The 22186-nt window shown below is 59.4% G+C and carries 20 protein-coding genes; 11 read left to right on the forward strand and 9 right to left on the reverse strand.

Annotation, left to right across the window (positions count from 1 at the left end):
* The first annotated feature begins 109 nt into the window (after positions 1-109).
* Positions 110-991, forward strand: coding sequence for an alpha/beta hydrolase (locus P3T24_RS19515; RefSeq protein ID WP_429436983.1), 882 nt, complete (start codon positions 110-112; stop codon positions 989-991).
* A gap of 5 nt (positions 992-996) precedes the next feature.
* On the forward strand, positions 997-2577 hold the full coding sequence (locus tag P3T24_RS19520; protein ID WP_074296343.1) for an ABC transporter substrate-binding protein: 1581 nt from the start codon (positions 997-999) through the stop codon (positions 2575-2577).
* Between the two features lie 154 nt (positions 2578-2731).
* On the opposite strand, the gene P3T24_RS19525 is transcribed toward P3T24_RS19520, so the two are convergent.
* Positions 2732-3055: a DUF4148 domain-containing protein gene (locus tag P3T24_RS19525; RefSeq protein WP_074267593.1), complete on the reverse strand. Its 324-nt coding sequence runs from the start codon at positions 3053-3055 to the stop codon at positions 2732-2734.
* Positions 3056-3315: 260 nt separating this feature from the next.
* A complete protein-coding gene (locus tag P3T24_RS19530) occupies positions 3316-4221 on the reverse strand; it encodes a LysR family transcriptional regulator (RefSeq protein ID WP_074267594.1) in 906 nt (301 codons plus the stop codon).
* Positions 4222-4326: 105 nt separating this feature from the next.
* Here P3T24_RS19530 and P3T24_RS19535 point away from each other — a divergent pair, with 105 nt between their 5' ends.
* The 4 genes from P3T24_RS19535 (at position 4327) to P3T24_RS19550 (ending at position 8444) form a co-directional block, all read left to right on the forward strand.
* Positions 4327-5040, forward strand: coding sequence for an SDR family oxidoreductase (locus P3T24_RS19535; RefSeq protein WP_429409141.1), 714 nt, complete (start codon positions 4327-4329; stop codon positions 5038-5040).
* Between the two features lie 110 nt (positions 5041-5150).
* Positions 5151-6020 (forward strand): NmrA family NAD(P)-binding protein, encoded by an 870-nt coding sequence (locus P3T24_RS19540; protein ID WP_074267596.1) that lies wholly within the window; start codon positions 5151-5153, stop codon positions 6018-6020.
* Positions 6021-6096: 76 nt separating this feature from the next.
* Positions 6097-7290 (forward strand): MFS transporter, encoded by a 1194-nt coding sequence (locus P3T24_RS19545; RefSeq protein ID WP_429436985.1) that lies wholly within the window; start codon positions 6097-6099, stop codon positions 7288-7290.
* 137 nt (positions 7291-7427) lie between these two features.
* Complete coding sequence (locus P3T24_RS19550; RefSeq protein WP_254368981.1) at positions 7428-8444, forward strand: fumarylacetoacetate hydrolase family protein; 1017 nt, start codon at positions 7428-7430, stop codon at positions 8442-8444.
* A gap of 68 nt (positions 8445-8512) precedes the next feature.
* On the opposite strand, the gene P3T24_RS19555 is transcribed toward P3T24_RS19550, so the two are convergent.
* The 5 genes from P3T24_RS19555 to P3T24_RS19575 all read right to left on the reverse strand — a co-directional run bounded on the left by P3T24_RS19555 (position 8513) and on the right by P3T24_RS19575 (position 14415).
* Positions 8513-10789 carry a molybdopterin cofactor-binding domain-containing protein gene (locus tag P3T24_RS19555; protein ID WP_429436988.1) on the reverse strand — a complete coding sequence of 759 codons (2277 nt, stop codon included), beginning with the start codon at positions 10787-10789 and terminating at the stop codon, positions 8513-8515.
* Positions 10786-11274 (reverse strand): (2Fe-2S)-binding protein, encoded by a 489-nt coding sequence (locus P3T24_RS19560; RefSeq protein ID WP_074267600.1) that lies wholly within the window; start codon positions 11272-11274, stop codon positions 10786-10788. Before P3T24_RS19560 ends, P3T24_RS19555 begins: the two co-directional genes overlap by 4 nt.
* Positions 11271-12566, reverse strand: a complete 1296-nt coding sequence (locus P3T24_RS19565) for a c-type cytochrome (protein WP_429437546.1) — start codon at positions 12564-12566, stop codon at positions 11271-11273. Before P3T24_RS19565 ends, P3T24_RS19560 begins: the two co-directional genes overlap by 4 nt.
* Before the next feature lie 153 nt (positions 12567-12719).
* On the reverse strand, positions 12720-13355 hold the full coding sequence (locus P3T24_RS19570) for an SRPBCC family protein (RefSeq protein ID WP_074267602.1): 636 nt from the start codon (positions 13353-13355) through the stop codon (positions 12720-12722).
* 40 nt (positions 13356-13395) lie between these two features.
* Positions 13396-14415: an aldo/keto reductase gene (locus P3T24_RS19575; protein ID WP_429288111.1), complete on the reverse strand. Its 1020-nt coding sequence runs from the start codon at positions 14413-14415 to the stop codon at positions 13396-13398.
* A gap of 109 nt (positions 14416-14524) precedes the next feature.
* On the opposite strand from P3T24_RS19575, the gene P3T24_RS19580 reads away from it, so the two are divergent.
* The gene (locus P3T24_RS19580) at positions 14525-15439 is read left to right on the forward strand and encodes a LysR family transcriptional regulator (protein ID WP_074267604.1); all 915 of its coding nucleotides are present in this window, start codon (positions 14525-14527) and stop codon (positions 15437-15439) included.
* A gap of 32 nt (positions 15440-15471) precedes the next feature.
* Here P3T24_RS19580 and P3T24_RS19585 read toward each other — a convergent pair whose 3' ends face one another.
* Complete coding sequence (locus P3T24_RS19585) at positions 15472-17013, reverse strand: MFS transporter (RefSeq protein WP_429436990.1); 1542 nt, start codon at positions 17011-17013, stop codon at positions 15472-15474.
* Positions 17014-17339: 326 nt separating this feature from the next.
* On the opposite strand from P3T24_RS19585, the gene P3T24_RS19590 reads away from it, so the two are divergent.
* Positions 17340-18353: a LacI family DNA-binding transcriptional regulator gene (locus tag P3T24_RS19590; RefSeq protein ID WP_074267606.1), complete on the forward strand. Its 1014-nt coding sequence runs from the start codon at positions 17340-17342 to the stop codon at positions 18351-18353.
* Between the two features lie 137 nt (positions 18354-18490).
* Here P3T24_RS19590 and P3T24_RS19595 read toward each other — a convergent pair whose 3' ends face one another.
* Positions 18491-18868, reverse strand: coding sequence for a helix-turn-helix domain-containing protein (locus P3T24_RS19595; protein WP_167379440.1), 378 nt, complete (start codon positions 18866-18868; stop codon positions 18491-18493).
* A gap of 151 nt (positions 18869-19019) precedes the next feature.
* Between P3T24_RS19595 and P3T24_RS19600 the strand changes: the two genes are divergently transcribed.
* The 3 genes from P3T24_RS19600 (at position 19020) to istB (ending at position 21464) form a co-directional block, all read left to right on the forward strand.
* Positions 19020-19487, forward strand: coding sequence for a hypothetical protein (locus tag P3T24_RS19600; protein WP_074267608.1), 468 nt, complete (start codon positions 19020-19022; stop codon positions 19485-19487).
* 11 nt (positions 19488-19498) lie between these two features.
* Positions 19499-20164: an AbiEi antitoxin N-terminal domain-containing protein gene (locus P3T24_RS19605; protein WP_074296335.1), complete on the forward strand. Its 666-nt coding sequence runs from the start codon at positions 19499-19501 to the stop codon at positions 20162-20164.
* A gap of 502 nt (positions 20165-20666) precedes the next feature.
* The gene (istB, locus tag P3T24_RS19610) at positions 20667-21464 is read left to right on the forward strand and encodes an IS21-like element helper ATPase IstB (protein ID WP_074267609.1); all 798 of its coding nucleotides are present in this window, start codon (positions 20667-20669) and stop codon (positions 21462-21464) included.
* Positions 21465-22186 lie beyond the last annotated feature (722 nt).

Raw genomic sequence — 22186 nt, forward strand, 5'->3', positions numbered from 1 at the left:
TCAGCAACACCTGATTGGAAAGAAATTGTTTAATTCAAATAAAGCAAATTTAGCTTTTTTTTTGAATTGACCAATACGATACTCTCCGCATCAGCAAAAGGGAAACGTCATGGATACCTCTGACACAACAAAAACGTCTGCATCGGCATCGCGCTCGGATCGCATGTACAACTTCGGGAACACCACCGTCTATTCGCATACGAAGGATCCGCGCTTCGCTTATACCCTTTACGTGCCGAAGAGCATTCTCGATCCTGAGTCTGTTATTGACCTCATCGTCGTCGTTCATGGGTCGAACCGCAGAATGGAGGGCTTCAGAGATCGTTTTTCCGAGTTCGCGGAGTCGCACAACTGTGTCGTTCTGAGTCCTCTGTTTCCCGCCAACGTTTGCGGCGACGACAATCGTGACGGGTATAAGCAGCTACGCGAAGGAACGATCCGCTACGACCAGTTGCTGCTGGACATGATCGCCGAGATCGAGAAGAAGTATCAACGCAGATGGGAGACATTTGGGCTCTTTGGATTTTCGGGCGGTGGCCAGTTTGCCAACCGGTTTTGCCTGCTGCATCCTGGGAGGCTATGGGCCGCATCGATCGGCGCGCCTGGCTCGGTCACGCTGCTTGATCCGACCCGTGACTGGTGGACTGGCACGCGAGACGTCGAGTCCCATTTCGGGAAAAAGATCGATGTGGAGGCGTTGAGAAAAGTCCCGATTCACATGGTGGTCGGAAAAGCCGATATCGAGACCTGGGAGATTACCCATCAACCGGACGGCGCGCACTATATGCCCGGCGCGAACGACGCGGGCCGTACGCGTCCCGAGAGACTGAAGTCGCTCAAGAACAGCTTTGAGTTGCATGGGATCAACGTTGCGCTGGAAGAAGTCGAGAACGCCACGCATCGATCCGCAGAGGTGATTCCGGCAGTCCAGGCATTCTTCGCGCGTGTACTCGCCAGCAAGCGGGGACCTCATCCTGCCTCAATTGCCTGATCTTAATGTCCAGACTGACCACTCTTTGCCGGATTGGGGCTGCCGTCGTCGCTATTGTGCTTCCCGTCTTCGCGAAAGCGGAAACGCAGCGCACGCTTTCGTCGACCGCGATCGGGACACCTGAAATCCGCGTCGCGGAGGGCACCGACACACCTACCTCGATGCCAGGCAATATCGCACGCAATACCATGACCGACAATGTTCTGGCCAACGTTGTCGAGTCGCTGGTAGCGCTACGTGCCGATCTCAGCATTGGCCCGATGCTCGCGGACAGTTGGGACATCTCTTCAGATGCTCGGACCTACACATTTCATCTCCGGCATGGCGTGGTGTTTCACGACGGCTCGCCATTCACGTCAAGCGCGGTCAAGTGGAGCTTCGACTTCCTGATGAGGCCAGAAAATGGATTCATGTGCCGTGGCAACTACGACGGGCATCGAGGTGCCAAGGTCGTCGGCGTGCGGACGCCCGATGCCTATACCGTGGTGTTCGAACTGGACAGAGCGAACGAACTGTTCCTCAAAGACATGGTCGACACGCACTGTCAGTTGGCAATCCTTAGCCCATCAAGCGTCGACAGCTCCGGGCATTGGCTTCGCCCCGTCGCAACAGGTCCGTACATATTTGCGGACTGGAGACGCGGACAGTACATTCTGCTGAAGCGATTTGCGCAATATCGCCCGAGAGGCGAACCGCCGAGTGGTCTTGCGGGCGCGAAGGTCGCGTACGACGACGCTCGATTTGTCGTCATCCCGGACGAGGCGGCACAAAAGGTTGCGGTCGTCGCCGGGCAAGTCGACATGATGTCGGTGAGCGGAGACGGGCTCGTCGGGAGCGACCCCAGATGGCGTGTCATCGTGGGCCCCAGTGCCGATCCCGTCGAGTTACTGATGCAAAGCCAGGACCCAACGCTTGCAGACGCGCGGGTTCGTCGTGCAATCGCGCTTGCACTGGATCTTCCCGCCATTGTGAATGCCGTTACCGATGGTCGTGCGCACTACAGTCCATCACTGGTACCGGAGACGAGTGGTGTGTTCGGGCCCGGCGACCGGGTCGGGTTCTCGCAAAATATTGGGGAAGCGAAGCGTTTGCTTGCAGAGGCGGGCTATCACGGACAGACGTTGAAGATCGAGACGAATCATCGCTTTCCGTTTATGTTTTCACTGGCGGTTTACGTTCAGTCACTGCTGAGAAAAGCAGGCATCTCGACAGAACTCGACGTGGTCGACTGGGGCAAGCAGGTTGCCGATTTTCGTGCCGGACATTTTCAGATCATGTCGTTCGCTTACTCGGCAAGAACCGACCCGGCGATGATGTTCAGCGATATATTGGGGGACAAAGCCAAGTCGCCGATGGCACAGTGGAACAATCCAGAAGCACTCAAGCTTCTGCAGAGCCTGCGCGGCGTGACTGATGCGTCTGAGCGCGGACAGACGTTTGAGCAGTTGCATAAAATGATGATCGCCGATGTACCGATGATCGTTTTGTACGACACGCCGGACCTGCGAATCGTCAGCAATCGACTTGAAGGCGTCACGTCGTGGCCGATGCGCCGCACACGCGTCTTCAACGTCGTCAAACATTGAGTACGCATCTGCCGGCGCACCTTCCCGCTTAAACAGGTGCGAGACCTTCTTGCATTGCCGTTAGCACACCGACGCAAAGGAAAGCAGGCCCTACGCATCCAGGCCTTCGAGGCCTGGGAAAGTGCGGGTACTTTCAGGCCGGACGGCAGGTCGCTCAGGGACGTGTATAAAGTGAACCCAGGCCGATCACGGCGGTGGGACTGCCCGATGCCTCGGAGCCGTTCTGCACACCACCGAAACTGCTTTCGACGTTAGCAGAGGTGTTGCGCTGTGCGCTGATCTTGGCCTCGGCGGCCTGAATGTCGTCCGGATAGTGAGGATCATTGGCGCGGCTCGGCATGTAGCCGGCCTTTTCGAGCTGAACGAGTTCGGCGCGCACTTGGGCACGGGTTACGGTGGAGGAGGTTTCCTGGGCATGGCTGGCGATCGGAAAGACGAGCACAGCCGCGACGACCAGGGTGATTTGGCGGAAGTTCATGGCAAATTTCCTTTACGCGGGTTAAGAAAGGAACGGATCGTTCGGAATAGATTCTGGACAAAAATAGATCAAACTTGAATAACATCGAAGTCATCTAATAGATGCCGGATTGTCATTGAACGAATCGCCAGGATGCGTAAGCCGGTGCTACCGGCACGTATTGCAGCTAACGTCTGCGAGTGGCTACTCGCCATACGGCGGGCCGCACGGCGGATCTGAACAAGCGGAAGCGCGTCGTCCGGCTTGCAAGATGCCTGACGCTAGCCAATGTCCGCTGTCAGCAGGTCGATGAATGCCCGCATCTTGGCCGACACCAGTCGGCGCGACGGGTAATAGACATAGAGCGGTAACTGTTCCTGAGCCCATTCCGGAAACAGTTCGACCAGGCTGCCGTCGCCGAGCCATTGGTGCGCCCCGAGTTCCATCGTCTGTGTGATACCCAGACCAGCGGCGCAAGCGCTCAGCTTTGTCGCGAGATCATTGACGATCAACCGTCCCGATACGGGCACAGTTAGCACTTCGCCATTGCGATGGAACTCCCACGGAAATGGCCGACCGGTCGACGAATCCCGGAATAACAGGCATTCGTATCGACCGTCGGCGAGCTCGAGCGGATGCGCGGGTCGACCGTGCCGCGCGAGATAGGCGGCCGAACTGCAGGTCAGGATGCGGGTACTCAGAAGCGGGCGTGCCACGAGCGATGACGCTTCAGGTACGCCAAAGCGTACCGCCGCGTCGAAACCCTCCGCGACCAGATCCCCGAGCCTGTCACGAATCGCCAGCTCGACGTGGAGCGATGGTTGCGCTGACAGAAACTTCTCGAGTTTGGGCGCCAGTATGAAGCGGGCAAACCAGGGGTCTACATTGACGCGCAGTCGTCCCCGAACGTTGACGGATGAGCCTGCCGTCTCGGTCGCTGCGTCCTCCATTTCGGCTAGCAGCGGCGCGACGCGCTCGTAGAAGCGCTGTCCCTCGTCGGTGAGCTTGACCGCGCGGGACGTGCGGTCGAATAGCCGTATTCCAATGCGCTGTTCCATCCGGGCCACCGCGCGGCTGACCGCAGAGGCGGTTACACCGAGTGCTTCTGCGGCGTGCACGAAGCTGCCGCTCTCGACGACTGCGGCGAGAACGCCAATACCATTCAACAGACGTGTATCGAAGGCCATAGTGATCAATGAATTTGTGTCACGGTGATTTTGACACGGATGCGCTTTTTGAATCAGATGAGGAACCCTATACTCGGCGGCGTCGAACTACAGCAGGAGCCGGCTATGCAGATCAAAGGGGTAACCGCGCTAGTGAGCGGTGCCAATCGTGGGCTGGGGCGTGCCTTCACGCAAGTACTCCTTCAGGCTGGAGCGGCAAAGGTCTATGCCGGCGCGAGAGATCCCTCGAAAATCACTGATCCCGGTGTGGTTCCAGTTGCACTTGACATCACAGATCCCAACACTGTCACCGCAGCGGCCCGGCAATGTAGCGATGTAACGCTGCTGATTAACAATGCGGGTGTTATGCGGATGAGCCCGTTCATCGCCGCGCCGTCAATCGAGGCTGCGCGAGAAGAAATGATGACAAATTACTTCGGAACACTGAACATGTGCCGTGCGTTTTCGCCGGTGCTCGGTAATAACGGTGGCGGGGCGCTGGTCAATATGCTTTCGGTCGTCAGCTGGTTTACGCATCCGATGAACGGTTCCTACTGTGCATCGAAGGCAGCTGAACGCGCGCTGACAGACGGGCTGCGCCTGGAGCTGGCGGCACAGGGCACGCTGGTCGTGGGTGTCTATGCGAGCTTTATCGATACGGATATGGCGGCGTCCTTGGGCGTTTCTAAAACAAGCGCGGATGATATCGCACGTAGCGCGATTGCGGGCGTTGCCAGTAACCAGCGCGAAGTGTGTGCCGACGCGCGTAGCGCCGAGATCAAGGCCATGCTCGCGCGCGATGCCGACGCATTTTATGCGGGCCTGGCGCGACCGTCGTAATCGACGCACGTAATTGGGGGTAGCCAAGCTTGCCTGTCTGGTTCCACTTTCCTGGCTGACATTGTAGTCACGATGGCAGCACTTTTCGACAATCCTTCGTAGGGTGACACATGTTTTCGGTTCTCGGAATAACCGGTAAGGTCGGCGGAGCAGTGGCCCGATCGCTTCTTGCCACAGGCCAGCCAGTTCGCGCGATCGTGCGCAGTCAGGAAAAGGGATCCGCCTGGGCGGAGCGTGGATGTGAGGTGTGTGTCGCCGACATGGACGATCAGAAGTCACTGGTCACCGCGTTCCACGGCTCAAGAGGGGTCTTTGTCATGCTGCCGTCGAATTTCGATCAGGCAGACGGATTTCCCGAGACGGTCAGGATGGTGACGTCCATTCGCCGTGCGCTCGAGGAGACACTCCCTCAGAGAGTGGTCTGTCTGTCAACCATCGGTGCGCGGGCGACACAGTCAAACTTGCTGAGCAAGCTTGGGATCATGGAACGGAGCCTCATCGCGCTCCCGGTATCCGTCACGTTTTTGCGTGCCGCATGGTTCATGGAGAATGCGGCGCGCGACATTCAGACGGCCATGACAACCGGAACGATTGCCAGCTTTCTGCAGCCGCTCGACAAGCCGGTACCGATGGTTTCCACTGAGGACATCGGACAGGTCGCGGCGGAACTGCTCCAACAGGACGACGCGATACAGCGTGTTGTGCAGCTTGAAGGACCGCAACGGGTGACGCCGACCGAAATCGCGATTGCGCTCGGCAAGTTGCTCGCACGGCCGGTGCGCGCGGAGGTGGTACCAAGGCAGACGTGGGCCGACCTGTTCCGCTCGCAGGGCGCGTCCAATCCCGAACCACGTATACGCATGCTCGATGGCTTCAACGAAGGATGGATCGAGTTCGACGGCGACAAGTCTGCGATACGGAAGGGTTCTATCACGATCGATCGGGCACTCGAACGTCTGATACAGCGAATGTCGCAATAGAGTGGTCATGGTAGACCCATGATTTTTCTTGCGTCCATGCGATCCGTTACCACTGTTGCTGTTCAGGATTCTGTCTATGCTCAAGGAAGCGCACGTGGTCCGGCAACTGGTACCGTTTTCTGCGGTAGCGTTTCTGGGCTTTCTCGCGGTTGGTCTTCCGTTACCCGTGCTGTCGCTCTATGTGCATGAAAGACTAGGTTTCGGCACGCTTGTTGTCGGCGGCGTAATTGGTCTGCAGTCACTCGCTACGCTTCTGACGCGCCAGTATGCCGGTCGGCTGTCGGATACCCGTGGCCCGAAGCTGACCTCGCTGGTGGGGCTCCTTTTCGCGTCCTTAGCGGGTTTGTTTTATCTGCTCGCCGCTGTCCTGGTTCAGCACCCGGTGGAGAGTCTCGCGCTACTTTGCCTTGGGCGTTTGCTTCTCGGTTTGGCAGAAAGCCTTTTCATTACCGCGTTGGCTGCGTGGAGTATCGGTCGTGTCGGTTCGGAATATGCAGGTCGGGCGATGGCGTGGTCAGGCATCGCGATGTACGCAGCACTGGCTGTCGGCGCGCCGCTGGGGTTGGCAATCTATCGTGCCGCTGGCTTCAGTGCTGTCGCGGCTTGCGCGGTCCTTGCCCCACTTCTTGGCGCAGCGGCTGCAAGCACATGGCAAGCCTTCGCCGTCGAACGCATCGCCCAGCGTACTTCCTTCTTACGCGTGTTGCGCATGATATGGGTACCCGGACTCGGCATGGCGCTGGCGTCCTCCGGCGTAGGCACGATAAGCGCGTTTTTACCGCTACGCTACAGCATGGCGGCGTGGCCTCATGCGGGTTTCGCGCTTGCGGCCTTTGGCGCTGCCTATATTGTGATGCGTCTCGTCCTGGGTGGCCTTCCTGACCGGCTGGGTGGGTATCAAACGGGTCTTGCTTCACTCTTTGCAGAGACCATCGGGCTTGGACTGATCGGCTGGGCAAGTGACCCCTTGATCGCGCTGGCTGGAGCCACTATCACCGGGCTGGGTTACTCGCTTGTCTTTCCCTCTCTCGGCGTTGAGGCAATGAGGCGCGTGCCCAGCGAAAACCGGGGTCTCGCGATAGGTGCCTATCTGGCGTGCTTCGATCTGGGGCTCGCGATTGCGGGTCCCGGTGCCGGTGCGGTCGCACGATCCTACGGCATACCCTGTGCGTTTGCGGCAGCTACGGCAACCGCTCTCTCGGCGTTGTTACTGATCTGTGTTGACTGGCGATGGCTGAGAAAGTCCGGGCCGATCGGAGGTCGGATTTAACATAATGGGCGCGATGAAATGCGCTTGCCAGCTAATGGCGCACTCGTGCAGTCGTCGCTGTGAAAGCGGAACTCAATATCGTACATGGCACCAGACTGACCTTAACCAAGGAGATTGACATGCTGAATCGACGAACAATGATCAAAACTGTAGGCGCGCTTTCTCTCGCCGCCTCGGCCCTGACAACAAAGTCTGTGTTGGCGCAGGGAAATACTGCTGCATTGGCTGGCGCTTCGCGCTCATCGGCATTGCCGCGCGGCGTGACGCTGCTGTCCATTTATCAGCCCGATGGTTCCGAAACGCTCGGCGTCAAAACTCCAAACGGCATCCTCGATGTGGCTAAGGCCAACGCATTGCTTAACGCGAACGTCCCTGTGACGCTCGAAGCGTTGCTACGTAACGGTAATGGCGCAGAATTGACATCGCTGATCGCCGCAGCGGCTCGCAATCCGGCCGCTGCGTCCGCTTACCGTGAAGAATCGTCTATACGATACGGCAGACTGTTTACTTCGCCCGGCAAGATCGTCTGCGTCGGATTGAATTATCGCGAGCACGCGGAGGAGACGCACGAAGCTTTACCCAAAGTACCCATTCTGTTCAACAAGTACAACAACACGCTCGCAGCTCACCGGTCGACGATCAAGTTGCCGCCGCGCGAAGTGTCCTACCAGTTCGACTATGAAACGGAACTGCTCATCGTGATGGGTAAGACCGCACGAAACGTGACCGAAGCAGACGCGCTTGACTACGTGGCCGGCTATGCGGTGGGCCATGACTTCTCGGCGCGCGATCTGCAGATGGATACGGGGGGCCAGTGGATGGTCGGCAAGACGCTAGATGGCTTCGCGCCGATCGGGCCATATTTTGTGTCAGCCGATCTCGTCGGCGACCCGAACAACCTTTCGCTTCAAACCCGGATCAACGGCCAGGTCCGGCAATCGAGCAACACGAGTCGTTTCATCTTCAATACACAGGCAATGATCGCCTATACGTCGAAGCTATTCGCGCTCGAGCCGGGTGACATTATTTTCACGGGTACGCCCCCTGGCGTTATCCTCGGCAAGCCGAAGGATCAGCAGGTCTGGCTTAAGGCGGGCGACCAGATCGAAAGTACGATAGAGAAGCTGGGCACCTTGCAGTTCGATCTGGCGTAACGGCCGTACGCGGGGTGGGAAACCATCTCGCGTTTTTTGCAGCGCGACGGTTGATCAGGATCAGGCGGTCAGATGGTGAATTCTCGTAGTCGGCCGCCGGCTGCCAGGGGCATATCATGGATCCGCTTGCCAGTTGCATCAGCAATTGCATTGGCGACAGCCGCAGACGTCGGTCCTTGCGACGCCTCCCCGGTACCCAGGAACGGTGCACCGGGCCGGTCGATGAGATGCACCTCGACGTGCAGCGGCACTTCGGAAAACCGCATGATCGGATAGCCGCTCCAGTCGAAGCTTCGGATACGTTCGCTGTCGTATTGCACCTGCTCATACAGTGCCCAGCTGGCCGACTGCAGAATGCCACCTTCGACCTGGTTACGCACGCCGTCCGGATTGACGATCTGGCCACAGTCGAGCGCCGCGACGGCTCGTTCGATCTGCACGGCTCCGGTTTCCGGCACGACGCGAAGTTCGACGGCGATCGCCAGATAGCTCATCAGGTTCTTGTACTGTGCGAACGCGAACCCCACGCCGTGGCCCGGGCGTCGCGCGTGCTTCGGGTTCCAGCCAAACTGCCGCGCTGCCAGCTCGATCACGTCACGACCACGAGCGTTGTCGAGATGTCGCAGCCGGAATTCAACAGGATCGACCCGCGCCGCGCTGGCCAGCTCATCCATGAAGCTCTCGATCGTAAATATGTTCTGGAAGGCGCCGAGTCCGCGCTGGGCTGAGACTCGCAGTGGCATGTCCGGCAGAAAGTGGTGCTGGATGTTGAAATTCGGGAAGTTGTAGAGCGGTATGCTGTTGCGGTCGCCGCCGCCTTCCGGCATCGGGATGGGTTGGGGCGGGGCAGGCGTAAAGGGCTGCGCGAGATATTGCGCGCCGAGCAATCGCCCCGCGTTGTCGATACGGAAGTTGTGCGTGTTGCTCCAGATTTCATATTGCCAGTCGATCACGTGGCCGGTCGCGTCGAGCGATGCGCGCACGTCCGTCACCATTGCTGGCCCGAACAGATCCCATGTATGTTCCTGCTCGCGCATCCATTGGACACGTATCGGTCGGCCGGGAACGGCCCGTGCGATGAGTGCGGCATCGGCGGCGGCATCGTCGGCGGGATTGTGGCCGTAGCAACCGGCGCCGGGAACGTGGATGCAGCGGATGTTTTCCGGTTTCATGCCGAGCATCTCCGCGAGCCCGCCGCGCAGCGGGAATACGCCTTGTGCGTGCGTCCACACGGTCATCTTGCCCTGATCAAGATGCGCGACAGCACACGACGGCCCAATCGATCCGTGGGACAGATACGGCTTCGTGAACCTGCCGTGCAGCGTTCGCACGGCAGGTTGCGCCGGACCATGTTGCTCGGCCACCTGAATTTCCCGCCGCGGGAGCGTGAGCAGCGTCTCGTAGATTGTCGCTGGCGTCGGCAGCTTCGCGGAGGTGTCCCAGCGGGCGGTCCGCTCGAGCGCACGCATTGCCTGGATCGCCTGCCATTCGTCCTCGGCGACCACGGCAAGATAGCTGCCGTCGCGGACAACCTTGACGACACCCGGCATCGTTTCCACCGCGTTGTCGATGGAAATCAACCTGGCGCCATACGAGGGAGGGCGCACCCCCCTTGCGTGGAGCATGCCGGGCAGGCGCATGTCCTGCACGTAGCTCGCTCCACCGGTGACTTTGCCGGGAATGTCGATGCGCTGTATCGGCTGCCCGATGACGTGATGTCGAGCCGGCGCGATCAACTGCGACTGCGCGACGGCGTTACGGTGCAGGTTGAGACCGCTGACTGCCTCGCCGAACGTGAGTCTGCGGTTATCCGGCGCGACGATCGTCCCATCGCGGATCTGCAGCGTATCGGCGGACACGCCCAACTTGCCGGCGGCGGATTCCAGCAACAGGACACGCACTTGCGAGCTCGCATGCATGATGGCTGTACCGCTGTCCGCGGTGGAGTGGCTGCCTGCGGTGTAGCCCTCGTTCGGCGTCGAGCCCGTGTCGGCGGTGATCAGGTGAATGTCACCGGGACGAACCTGAAGCTCCTCGGCGGCGATCTGGATGAAACCGGTGCTGATTCCCGTGCCTAGTTCAGCCTTGCCAGTGTATACGGTGATATGACCATGTTCGTCGATGCGTATCCATGCATCGAGCGAGGGCGTCCCGGCCAGGTTGCCAGGCAAGCTGGTCAATGCTGCGCTGGTAGCATTGGGTGCGGCGTCTTCCGTGGCCCGCTGGGCCATGACGTCCACAGCAGGAAACAGCGCGAAGCTCACCGTCAGGGAGCCGGCGACGAGAAGGCGTCGGCGGCCTGGGTTCGTGGGGGCGTCCGGATTGGAGGGGGGACGCACGTTCATGCATCGGCTCCCTGCGCGCGGTGTTGTTCACGCATTGTCTGCGAGGCTTCCACGATAGCGCCGATGATACGCATGTGGGTACCGCAACGGCACAGGTTGGGCTGCATGTGTTCGCGAATCTCGACTTCCGTGGCGCCGGGCTTCTGTTCGAGTAGCGCCTGTGCGCGCATGACCATGCCGGCGATGCAGTAGCCGCACTGCGCCGCTTGCTTGTCGATGAAGGCTTGCTGAAGCGGCGACGGCCGCTCGACGGTACCGAGTCCTTCGATCGTCAGCACCGGTCGGTCCTTGACGGCTGAGATAGGCATCAGGCACGAAAACACTGCGCGTTTACTGACGACGACTGTGCAGGCGCCGCACTGTCCGAGCCCGCAGCCGTATTTCGCTCCATTGAGCTTCAGATGATTTCGCAGCGCGTAGAGAAGCGGCATGGACGGGTCGACGTCGAGGTTGTATTCGACACCGTTGACTGAGAGCTTGGTCATGGTTGTGGAATCTCCTTGCGGATTGCGGCGGTCGTCCGGGATACGTCTTTCCAGACGGGGCGCTGCGCATACTGGGTACGCAGGTAGGCGAGAAGGTCGTCGACCTGGTCGTCGTCGAGAACGTCGGCAAACGGGGGCATGTAATGCGCCGTCGCAGAGCCGTTCCACGGATTGCCCTGCAAGACGAGATGGATCGCATCGCGTGGGCTGTCGGAGGTGAGGACGGAGCTGAGCCCGAGCGCAGGGCTGCCACCGATTTCGCGCATCGGCGCTTCGCTCGCATGACAGCCGGCACACGACGATGCGAACAAGGTCCCGCCACGGATGGACTGTGCACTTGCATCGTCGGTCCCGGAGGCTTTCTCGCGGGAGGATGCAGGTTGCGCCGGTGCGGGCGGCGGTTGCAACGACATCAGGTAAGTGGCGATGGCCTCTACATCGGACTCCGGCGCGTTGCCCAGGTGTTGCGTGACGGGCAGCATTGGACCAGCTGCGGCGCCGTGCTCGGAGGCGAGCCCGGTACGCAGGTAGTCGACGAGCTGTGTGTGGGTCCACGGTTTTGGCGCACGTGTCAGTGCGTTGAGCGGCGGCGCGTTCCAGCTGTCAATCAGGTTGCCCGCGAATGCTTCGCCGTTTTTTTCCGCACCCAACGCGTTCATCGGCGTGTGGCACGATGCGCAGTGGGCAGCCCCTTCTACGAGATAGCGGCCCCGCAGCCATGCCGGCGATTCCGACCTGTCCGGCGGCTGAAGTTCGCCCGTTTTGAGGTACAGCAGATTCCACCCAGCCACGAGTGGCCGGAAGTTGAGCGGAAAGCGCAGATCGTTCGGGTGCGCCGGTGCGCTGACCGGTGCGACTGACATCAGATAGGCATAGAGTGCAGCGATGTCGCTGTCGCTCATCTTCGTGAAATGCGGATACGGAAAGGCTGGGTACAGCAGATGGCCGTCGCGTGAAACGCCTTCGCGCAGCGCGCGCGTGAACGCATCGAGCGGCCAGCGGCCAATGCCGGTATCCGGATCGGGCGTGATATTCGTGCTGTAGATCACACCGAACGGTGTATCGAGTGGCATGCCGCCTGCGAAAGGTTTTTCGCGGTTGGCGGTATGGCAGTACATGCAGTCACCCACTTCTGCGACTTGCTCCCCGTGGGCGACCAGCGCCGTGTCGGCGCCAGTCGGTGCAGGGGCCAACAGCGGCTCAATCGAGGGTTGCCATGCGTAACGGATTGCGCATGCAAGGGCGACTCCCGCCACTCCGAGCATAATCAAACCAAGCTTTCCAGCTTTCACCATCAGAACTCCCAAGCGAAGGTGGGATCGTCTGAAACCCACGATCACATTCGCCCTTGTATTGGCGAACGTTACAGATTGCTGGGGCGGTTGTTTTTCTCTACGATTTGCTTGTGCTCGTAGTCAGTGCTGGCAATGATGCCGTCACGATGGCTAGTGTTCTTCAGAAACCCACTTCAGCGTAGCAAGCCAGAGATCATGGCCGCGGTGCATGAGGCTCTCATCGGTCTCGCGTAGATGGGCTGGGGCGGCACCGTTACCTACTTCGTCCATCGCTACACGACAGGAGCTCCCCTCAGGCGTGAGATACCACGTGTGGTAGAAGCTGGGCTGAGTACCTGGTGCATAGCCGTACCAGCCGATACGCGTGTACGGAACGAATTCGTGAATCCTGCTTTCCAGTTGCAGGCCGAATGTTGTCCAATGAAACACGGAGTCGCGAGTGAGGACGGGGCTGTCACCGATGATGTGGACATCTTTCGAATTTGGATACCACTGAGGCCATTTGGTGGCATCGATTATGTTGTCCCATACGCGTTCGCACGACGCATGGATGACGGTCTCATTGTGGGAAAAGAGGTCGGCTGTTTCCGGGTTGAAACCTTCGGGCCAGTGAATCTCCCGCGAACGGTGTTGGAGATCGAATTGCATCGTTTTGACGTCGTTTGTGGCCGGCTGAGCGGTCGGCTGCATACTGCCCTGGCTAAATGCGGGGAACGCTGCAAGCGCGCTCCCTGCAATCGCCAGCAATGCGAGGGCGCGGGGAATAGTCATATTGCCTTCAGTCATGGGGTCGTCCTTTCGTCTTTCTCACCTATTTGCTGTGGGATTAGACACGGTCCTTGTCATGAAAGCGCTGCATCCAGTGCGGATACGGTACGTCCGGTTGCGAGATGCGATCGAGCCGGTCACGGAGTTCTGGCGGGAGCACGAGTTCTGCTGCTTGCAGATTGGCGCCAAGTTGCTCGTCGGAACTTGCCCCGACGATCACGGTTGCCACTTCGTCGCGCCCGAGCAACCAGGCGAGCGCGACCTGCGCTGGCGTTGTGTTCAGTGCATTTGCGACCACGCGTAATTCCTCGACGATGGGATCGACCTTTTGCGGAACGATTGGCGGAAAGTTGAGATTGGTGCGCCGACCCTTTGCAGATTCGCCGTTCTGCGCGGTGTATTTGCCGCTCAGATAACCGCCTGACAGAGGACTCCAGACCATCAGCGCCATGTCGTGTTGCCGTGCGACGGGCGCGACTTCGTGCTCGATGTCGCGTGCGGCCAGCGAGTAGTGCACCTGATTACTGGCAACCTGCGCCCAATGCGCCTGCGACGTGATCGCGTGTGCCCGCTCGAGTTCGGAAGCACTGAAATTGCATACTCCGATGTGCCGGACCTTGCCCTGTGTAACCAGATCGTCGAGCGCGCGCAAGGTTTCGTCGAGCGGTGTAAGTGCGTCGCGATCGTGCAGTTGCAACAGATCGATGTGATCGCGGCCGATCCGCTTCAGGCTCGTTTCGACCGTGCGGATGATATGCGAGCGCCCAAGGCCCACCTGGTTGGGGCCGGGGCCTGTACGCAGGCGGACCTTGGTGGCGACGAGCATGCGCGTTTCGTCGAGGCCCAGATCGGCCAACACCTGGCCGACCACCACCTCGGACTGACCCTGCGAATAGGCATCGGCAGTATCGATCAGATTCACCCCATTATCCAGGGCAAGACCCACAAGACGTGCTGCCTGCTCACGATTGAGGCCGGCGATCGTTGCCCAGATGCCTTCACCTGCGCCGAACGTCATGGCGCCGAGTGTGAGACGGGAAATGCGCAGGCCGGAGCGGCCGAAGGTGCAGTAGTTCATGACAGTGAGCCCGCTTTATGTTGAGAACACTTCACACAATAGGGAATCGACGGTCAGTCGCCTAGAGCGTAAGATGCGAAGACTCTTTTCGGCTTAAGCGAGTAATTGGATGCGCGTTGATCAGTTGGCTGCCATGCGTCTTTTCGTGCGCATTGTGGAAACGGGCTCTTTCGGTAAGGCAGCCCGTTCAATGGACATGTCTTCTTCAAATGCAACGGAACGGGTGGCCCGCCTTGAGAAAATCCTGGGCGTGCGGCTTTTGGCCCGCACGACGCGTGCGGTTGCCGCCACCGAGGCTGGTACGCGCTATTACGAGGTCTGTCGCCGGGTGCTCGGCGAACTGGACGAAATCGAAGCTTCACTGACCGGTTCTCAAGAGGCGCTCGCGGGGCGGGTCCGAATCAGTGCGAACATCTCGATTGCCCGTTCGATTCTCATACCGCGCTTGCCTGATTGGTTTGAGCAGCATCCGCAGATCCACGTCGAACTGGTGATGAATGACCATCGCAGCGATTTTGTACGCGACGGGATCGATTTCGCGGTACGGATTGGAGGACTTGAGGATCAGGATCTGGTGCTGCGGCCCCTGGGGCGTCCACGACGCGTCACGGTCGCCTCGCCCGCGTATCTACGGAAAAGGGGGCGGCCGCAGTGTCCGGAAGACCTCGCCGAACACCATCTGATCGACTTTCTGCTGCCGCAGCAAGGAGCGCGGCTCGAGTGGGAGTTCGACAAGAACGGGGAACGGCAGGAACTGTTCCCTCGCAGTATCGCCTCGATTGGGGATTCCGATGCCCGGCTGCAACTGGCGATCGCGGGCATGGGTATCGTCCAGAGCCTCTCGTTCCTCGCTGCGCCCGCACTACGCGAGGGCAGGCTGGAGCGGATCCTGACCTCATGGGAGACCCCAGCGCCCGAAGTATCGATTCTCTATCCAAGACACCGCCATCTGCCAACGCGGACCGAGGCCACGATGGATGCCTTCACAACATGGATCAGGGAGGTCATTCGTGACGCGGCTTGAACGGTCCGTTGAGAGTGGCCGATCTCATGGGTTCAGTCTTCCATCACGGCGATGTGATCCCGGATGCTTTCCGCTCCCAGCGGTGCCGTCTCACCTGCGTCGACCAGCATCCAGCTCAGGGCGGCGGCTATCAGTGCAATGGCGCCGGCCGTAAAGAACACGGCCTCATACCCACTTCCAAAGCTCCACTGCGCAAATGACGAACCACCGCGCTGGCCAGTCAGCACCTGCGCGGCATGCAAATTACCACCCGTGATCATTCGCGTGAGCTCTTTGCGCGCCGCCGCCGGGTACCCAGGCAAAGCGTCTGCGAGCGACGCCTGGACGCGGGAAACCAGGATCGCCCCCAGCGTCGCAAAGCCGATCACGATTCCGCTGAACTTGACGGTACCCGAAACCCCGGAGGCCATCCCCGCACGGTCTGAGGGAATGACAGTCATGCCGACCCGGGCGGTTTCCCCATTGAGAATTCCGGCACCGCAAGAGGCGACGAGCATGCTGACGAGGATGGGTGTATAGGCGAAACTGCGCATTTCGGTGGACGTCCATATCAATCCCAGCCCGACCAGTGCCAAGCCTGTGCTGAGAAGCAGGCGACCGGAACAACGCGGCGCCAGCCACCAGGCGACGACGCGTGGGATCACGAATAGCGGCAAGGCCATTGGCAACATGAGAAGCCCTGCGTCGAGCGGCGTGCGGCCCATGCCATTCTGGAAGTACATCGGCAAATAGGTCAGCATGGTCAGAAAAGCCATCCCGTAGGCTAGTCCGGCGATATTGGCGCCGACATACGTTGGCTGGTAAAAAAAGCGCAGATCGACCATTGGCCGGACTTGTCGTGTCTCGGCAGTCAGGAACCCGGCAAAGAGGACCGCTGCCCCGATGAACTCCGCCAGAATCAGATGATTGGACCATCCGGCACGGTTACCCGAGATAAGGGCAAGCGTCAGCAATATCAGAGAGCCGCCGAAGGTCGTCACACCAGCAATGTCGAGTCGCTTCGCTTGCGGATCTTTCGAATCCTCGACCGCGTACAGCGTCAACGCGATCATTGACACGCCCACCGGTAAATTGACGAAGAAAATCCAGCGCCAGCCGAGATATTGGGTGATCAGGCCGCCGGCGACTGGCCCGAGCATGATCGCAACGCCGATGACCGAGCCCCAGAACGAAAACGCACGGGCCCGTGCGAGTCCACGAAATGAGTGGGAGAGGGTTGCCATCGCCGCACTCAGCTGCAAGGCCGCACCGACTCCCTGTAGTGCTCGTGCCCAGTTGAGCGCCGTATCAGAGTGTGCCGCGCCGCACATCGCCGAGGCGCCCGTAAACAGGACCAGGCCGACGATCAGCATGCGTTTGCGACCAAAGCGGTCGGCAAGCGTTCCGGCCGGCATGAGCATGGCCGCAAAGGTCAAGGTATAAGCGCTGATAACCCATTCGACTGCGGCGAAATCGGCATGTAACGAACGGGCAATCGAACTCAACGATACGGCGATGATGTTTCCGTCAAGGTTGATCATGAACGACGGTATGGACACGCACAGCATGATCAGGAGTTGTTTTGATGCCTTCATGGACTATCTCTCCTACTGGGGCCGTCTGCATGGGAAGTTGTCCGCAGCTGCGCGCTCCCATCCTTTCCCTAGCCTTGATGAATTTGATGACAACGATTGCAACGTTCAGACTTATATCATATTTTTTCTATTTAAATCAATATTATGATGTTTTGCAATCGTTATCATTTGTGGTTTCGTGGGGCGAGTTGCCGGGAATTCAACGGGCCGGGATGCTGCGATGCTTTAGGCGCCTCCATTGGAGACGGGCATGAAGAGATTGCTGTTTTGATACACTCAACGCCGCACGATCTTATGGGTATGAACATGCCGGTATCGGGGTGTACATGGTGAATCTGAAACAAGTCGCCGCGCTTGCCGGGGTGTCGTCGTCCACCGTTTCGCGCGCGCTTGCAGCGCCGGAGCGCCTGCACCCGAAGACGCTGAAAAAGGTCAGAGAGGCAATTGCGTCGCTTGATTACGTCCCGTACGCGCCAGCCCGCGTACTCCGGTCGGGTCGCTCGCGAACCATCGGTATCGTTGCGCCGACATTGATGAACGAGTTGTACGCGCGAGCCGTTGATACCCTGGAAAGCGAATTTCTTCAGTTGGATTACACGGGGCTGCTAACCTGCCATCGTGATGATCGAGATCTGGAGTTGCGTATCGTTCGGACGCTTATCGAACGCGGAGTCGATGGCCTCGCGCTAGTCGGTTCCAGCCATCATCCCGACGTGCTAACCCTGATACGCAGGCAGGAACTTCCTTATGTATTGATGTGGGCGACTGACCCGGAGCGCGTTCATCCGACCGTCGGCTATGACAACCAACGTGCCATGGGGCGCGTCACCGAGCATCTCGTCAACCTTGGGCATGTCCGTATTGGCGTGCTCACAGGTCCGTCCGATGTCCATCAGTTGTCGGCCGCGAGACTCTCGGGCATACGCGAGGAGTTGGGGCGTCATGGAATAGCCTTGCGGCCTGAAGCTGTGATCGCTACGCCGTATGACCCCGAGTCCGTTCGCTCCGCAGCGCGTCAATTTCTTTCCAGGGCAAATCCTCCGACTGCGCTTATCTGCAACAACGATTTCGTAGCGGCCTGGGCGCTTGCCGAGTGCAGAGCGCTCGGCGTTTCCGTTCCGGGTCAGGTGTCGGTAACGGGTTTTGGCGACTGGGATCTAGCCAGACTCGGTTCTCCATCGCTCACCACCATCCATTCCGATGCCGTTAAGATCGGACACCTAAGTGCTGAAAACCTGTTGGCGCAGGTCAACAACGTGGGTAATCAGCCCGTCAGGCAAGACGAGTTCGAAGCGGAACTCATTGTGCGGGAAAGTACCGCTGCAGCGCCGGCGGTATAGATTGGCCTGCTTTCGAACGACATACCTCAGCGAGCTTCGTGTCTGGAAGGCGCGGAGTATGCAGGTTGCGCGGATCCTGTCGGGACGCTGAAAAACTCCCTCGGTCGCGCGCTGCGGAGTGAACCGCTAAAGTCGCGTTACTGACGCGCACGGCCTTGGCCGCTCGCTTTGTGTTCATATGCGGCTGGCAACCGGTTGCACAGATCCTTGACTAGCGTGCCCACCCATGCGCGATCGTCACTACTGAGCCGCTCGAGTTGCTCGGCGATCTCCAGGCTGACATCTGTTGGCCGGTCGGACGCGCGCCTGAGCAATGTCACGACCGGAATTTTATAGAGATCCGCTAGCTCCAGCAGACGCGGGATGGTCGGCCAATGCGCGCCGCGCTCAAAGCGGCTTACGGTCTCGACAAAAACGCCAAGATGTTCGGCCACCTGCTCCTGCGTTAGCTGTGCATCGGCTCGGGCCGCTGCTAGCGCGCGCCCCAAATGCTTTGCGGTCTTCTGCTCGTTCACGGCAGTCAAAAGTCACCATTTCATGTTGTCATTCAACATGAGATGGTCTCTTCAATGTACTGATCTGATAACATCGCTTTATATTGGTTGGCAACATTAATTGTTGTCTTGTCGTGTGTTTTGCGTTTCCGTGTCACCGTAAGGGAGAGATATGTTGTTCACAGATGCAAACTGGGCCGAGTCGAGTGCGTTCCGGCGCGCCATCGCAAAGCCGTTCCAACCGTGGAGGTGTGTGGGATGGACGGACGACACGATCTGTTTCTGGGTTTTCCCCGCGCCCCAGTCTGACCGGACCGGAGCACTGCCCGACGGGTTGCTGGTCGTCGACCCGGCGGCGCTTCTCGATATCGCGAGTGAACTGACGTCAGGGAGCTTCTCTGTGTACGTCATGGATGCACCCGCCGAGGATCGGCCATCTGCGCGAATGCAACGCGTGACAGGCTTGTTGACCCAGCAGCAAATCATTGCGCCGGCGTACGACTACTGGTACAGAACGGAAGAGGGTGATCTGCATCCCTGCTCCCGGCTGCGGCATCGCCTTCCCAACGACGCCCCATTGCAGCTTGCACTCAACCTGGATGCACAGGATTGCAATGACCCGGTTGTAGACGCGACGTAGTCGAATCGGACATGGAGGACATCACCCGGTTGGTCCAGCTTCTGATGGATTTCGCGCCACGCGGAGAGCCGCTCGATCTAGGCTTCCTCGCCGAATACGGCGTGACGTCGGTCGAAGCGTCAGATCTCGTAACAGGCGGTTGGCTGCGGCGACTTTCTGACGACGCTTACCTACTCCGAGGTGATTTGCCGGCTCTCGACGGCACCGTTGCCTTTTTTGCCCGACGCGTTCCCGGGCTTCATGTGAGCGGCAAGGCCGCATTGGACATGCGAGGCATACGCTATTACCTGTACGCACGCCCCCGGATCAATCTGTGGGGCGCCGTGCCCTTCGAATTTCCTTCGTGGGCGAAAGAGTTGCTGTTGCTCACGTACGAGCACGACCGCCTGTTTGACGATGCCTTGCCGACGACGTTCGCGATTTCGGCGTTGCCCGCGCGTAGTGCAAGGATGCCGGTGGCGGCCACAGAACGTGCCATCCTGGAATATCTGGCCGGTTCTGTGCATGACGAAAGGCTGCACGAGGATAACGTCAATCTCGTGGGCATGCTGCGAAACATCCGCCTCGACGTGCTGCAAAAACTGGTTGATCACTGCCCGCAGCGCGATGTTGTCTGGACGCTCAAGTCTATCGGGGAAGATGAAGATTTCGAGTGGGCGAAGCAGCTAGTATGCTGAACCTTTTCACCGTGAAAACGATGGGCCATTAGCTGCTTCTGGTCGAATCCGGTATCTGTCGGGCGCGCTGGCGCACAGTACGCCGCGAGGCTCCCGTGCCGCCGACAACCGCCACGCGCTGGATTACCGTCACTTCATCGATTCTCTCAAGCGCAAGCCTCAGGCGTTCAGGGGACTTGCGTTTCGCGACGCGCTGTTTCCGCGCGATGCCCACCGCCGGACCTGGGAGCGGCTGGAGGCGCAACCGATGCAACGTCAGGCATGCAAGACCATGGTGGGGTTGCTCGAACTTGCAGGACACCACGGCGTTGAAGCGTTGCTGGCGCAGCGGCTTGATGCGTTACTCGTAGTCGGCGAACTGCGCGTTACTCGTAGTCGGCGAACTGCCCGACCTGAAACAGTTGCGCGACGAATTCGCTCCGCGCGAGGCGCTGTGTCCCGAGGTGGTGGTCGAGATGCCTCTCATCGCAGTCTATGACGAACTCCTCGACAAGGCGGCCGCATGAACGCACCCGCCTATGAGAACGGTCGTCTGGCCCTGATGCTCAACGAGCTGCGCCTGCCCACCATCGGCAGGTTGTGGCCCGAGTTCGCGGAACGCTCTGACAAGGAAGGCTGGCAGGCTTCACGGCTGCTCGGCGCATTGCTCGAGCACGAACTGGCCGAACGCGCCAAACGACGCATCGAGCGCCACCGAACCGAGTCGCATCTGGACCCGACCAAGACACTTGCTACCTTCGATTTCGGCATGGTGCCGATGGTCTCGAAGGCGCATGTCACTGCGCTGGCAACCGGGGAATCCTGGCTGGAGAAAGGCGCCACGATTCTCCTGTTCGGGCCGCTTCGTGCCGGTAAGAGTCATCTGGGATCGGCCATCGGGCACGCGCTGATCGACGCTGGCTACCGGGTGCTGTTCACGCGCACCAGCGAACTCGTCCAGAAGCTGCAGGCTGCACGCCAGCGCCTGCAGCTGCCATCCGCGCTCGCGAAGCTCGATCGCTTCGATCTCATCATCTTGGATGACCTGTCGTATGCGCGCAAGGACCAGGCCGAAACCAGCGTACTGTTCGAGCTGATCGCCGAGAGGTATGAGCGAAAAAGTCTTTTAATAACGGCCAATCAGCCGTTCTCTGGCTGGAATGACGTGTTCCCCGACCCCGGCATGACGGTCGCAGCCATCGACGGGCTTGTCCATCACTCGACGATCTTTGAACTGTATGTGGAAAGCTATCGCCGTCGAAAGGCCAGCGACAAACAGAGCGCGCCGGCGACAATTACGATGGAGGCGCGACAACTATGAATTAGCCAGCGACAACTACACCCGTTGACCGGCCAAAATAGTTGTCGCTGACCGGCCGTGCTGCTTGACGCTGTCTAATCGGCAGCCGCCGCCTGACGTACGAGACTGCCTTTACGTTTCTTGGCAGTGCTTCCGATGAAATCAGTTCGCTGAATCCGCGCGAGCGTATCATTTTCGGCGCGTCAACTGTCAGAGAGGCGGACTATAGCTTCCTTATAGAAAGCAGAAAACGATTTCTCCATGAAGCCAAGAAACTTCCCCTGCTACTGGTATCGAGCAAAAAGAAAGTGCTGCCCGACTACCTTCCGACACTGGCAGGCCAGAAGACAACGTTGTTCTGGCATGGCGCCATTCCTGGGTTGACCGACAAGAAGAACTCCTTCCGCTTCGACCTTGATGCCAGTTCTCCGTACGCGGGCGTCGCGCTCAGATCCGGAGCGCTGCGACCTTGGGCAAGTGCAGCGGCTGCGAACGCGCCGGAGTAGTCATAGACTCAGGTACTGCACGACGCGTGCGGAGTCGAGCCGGATTTGTATTCGTGATGATCTGGGCGTGTTCCTAAATGTGCCGGCCGTTCCTGACTATCTGGATATCCGCGGCTACGAGTCGGAACCGCCTGTCTTCGCGGGTCACACCACTGCGGATGCCCGTGTGGGTCTTCAGCAATACCGTACTGGATGGCGCAGATCGATGCCTGGCAAAGAGGATGCCAGGGCACACTT

Source organism: Paraburkholderia sp. GAS33 (assembly GCF_050436645.1).
GTDB lineage: Bacteria > Pseudomonadota > Gammaproteobacteria > Burkholderiales > Burkholderiaceae > Paraburkholderia > Paraburkholderia phenazinium_B.

What these genes read in the sequence shown, in the direction of transcription:
- P3T24_RS19515 (WP_429436983.1), top strand. Translation starts at nt 110, where the DNA reads ATGGATACCTCTGACACAACAAAAACGTCTGCATCGGCATCGCGCTCG.
- P3T24_RS19520 (WP_074296343.1), top strand. Translation starts at nt 997, where the DNA reads ATGTCCAGACTGACCACTCTTTGCCGGATTGGGGCTGCCGTCGTCGCT.
- P3T24_RS19525 (WP_074267593.1), bottom strand. Translation starts at nt 3,055, where the DNA reads ATGAACTTCCGCCAAATCACCCTGGTCGTCGCGGCTGTGCTCGTCTTT.
- P3T24_RS19530 (WP_074267594.1), bottom strand. Translation starts at nt 4,221, where the DNA reads ATGGCCTTCGATACACGTCTGTTGAATGGTATTGGCGTTCTCGCCGCA.
- P3T24_RS19535 (WP_429409141.1), top strand. Translation starts at nt 4,327, where the DNA reads ATGCAGATCAAAGGGGTAACCGCGCTAGTGAGCGGTGCCAATCGTGGG.
- P3T24_RS19540 (WP_074267596.1), top strand. Translation starts at nt 5,151, where the DNA reads ATGTTTTCGGTTCTCGGAATAACCGGTAAGGTCGGCGGAGCAGTGGCC.
- P3T24_RS19545 (WP_429436985.1), top strand. Translation starts at nt 6,097, where the DNA reads ATGCTCAAGGAAGCGCACGTGGTCCGGCAACTGGTACCGTTTTCTGCG.
- P3T24_RS19550 (WP_254368981.1), top strand. Translation starts at nt 7,428, where the DNA reads ATGATCAAAACTGTAGGCGCGCTTTCTCTCGCCGCCTCGGCCCTGACA.
- P3T24_RS19555 (WP_429436988.1), bottom strand. Translation starts at nt 10,789, where the DNA reads ATGAACGTGCGTCCCCCCTCCAATCCGGACGCCCCCACGAACCCAGGC.
- P3T24_RS19560 (WP_074267600.1), bottom strand. Translation starts at nt 11,274, where the DNA reads ATGACCAAGCTCTCAGTCAACGGTGTCGAATACAACCTCGACGTCGAC.
- P3T24_RS19570 (WP_074267602.1), bottom strand. Translation starts at nt 13,355, where the DNA reads ATGACTGAAGGCAATATGACTATTCCCCGCGCCCTCGCATTGCTGGCG.
- P3T24_RS19575 (WP_429288111.1), bottom strand. Translation starts at nt 14,415, where the DNA reads ATGAACTACTGCACCTTCGGCCGCTCCGGCCTGCGCATTTCCCGTCTC.
- P3T24_RS19580 (WP_074267604.1), top strand. Translation starts at nt 14,525, where the DNA reads ATGCGCGTTGATCAGTTGGCTGCCATGCGTCTTTTCGTGCGCATTGTG.
- P3T24_RS19585 (WP_429436990.1), bottom strand. Translation starts at nt 17,013, where the DNA reads ATGAAGGCATCAAAACAACTCCTGATCATGCTGTGCGTGTCCATACCG.
- P3T24_RS19590 (WP_074267606.1), top strand. Translation starts at nt 17,340, where the DNA reads ATGGTGAATCTGAAACAAGTCGCCGCGCTTGCCGGGGTGTCGTCGTCC.
- P3T24_RS19600 (WP_074267608.1), top strand. Translation starts at nt 19,020, where the DNA reads ATGTTGTTCACAGATGCAAACTGGGCCGAGTCGAGTGCGTTCCGGCGC.
- P3T24_RS19605 (WP_074296335.1), top strand. Translation starts at nt 19,499, where the DNA reads ATGGAGGACATCACCCGGTTGGTCCAGCTTCTGATGGATTTCGCGCCA.
- istB (WP_074267609.1), top strand. Translation starts at nt 20,667, where the DNA reads ATGAACGCACCCGCCTATGAGAACGGTCGTCTGGCCCTGATGCTCAAC.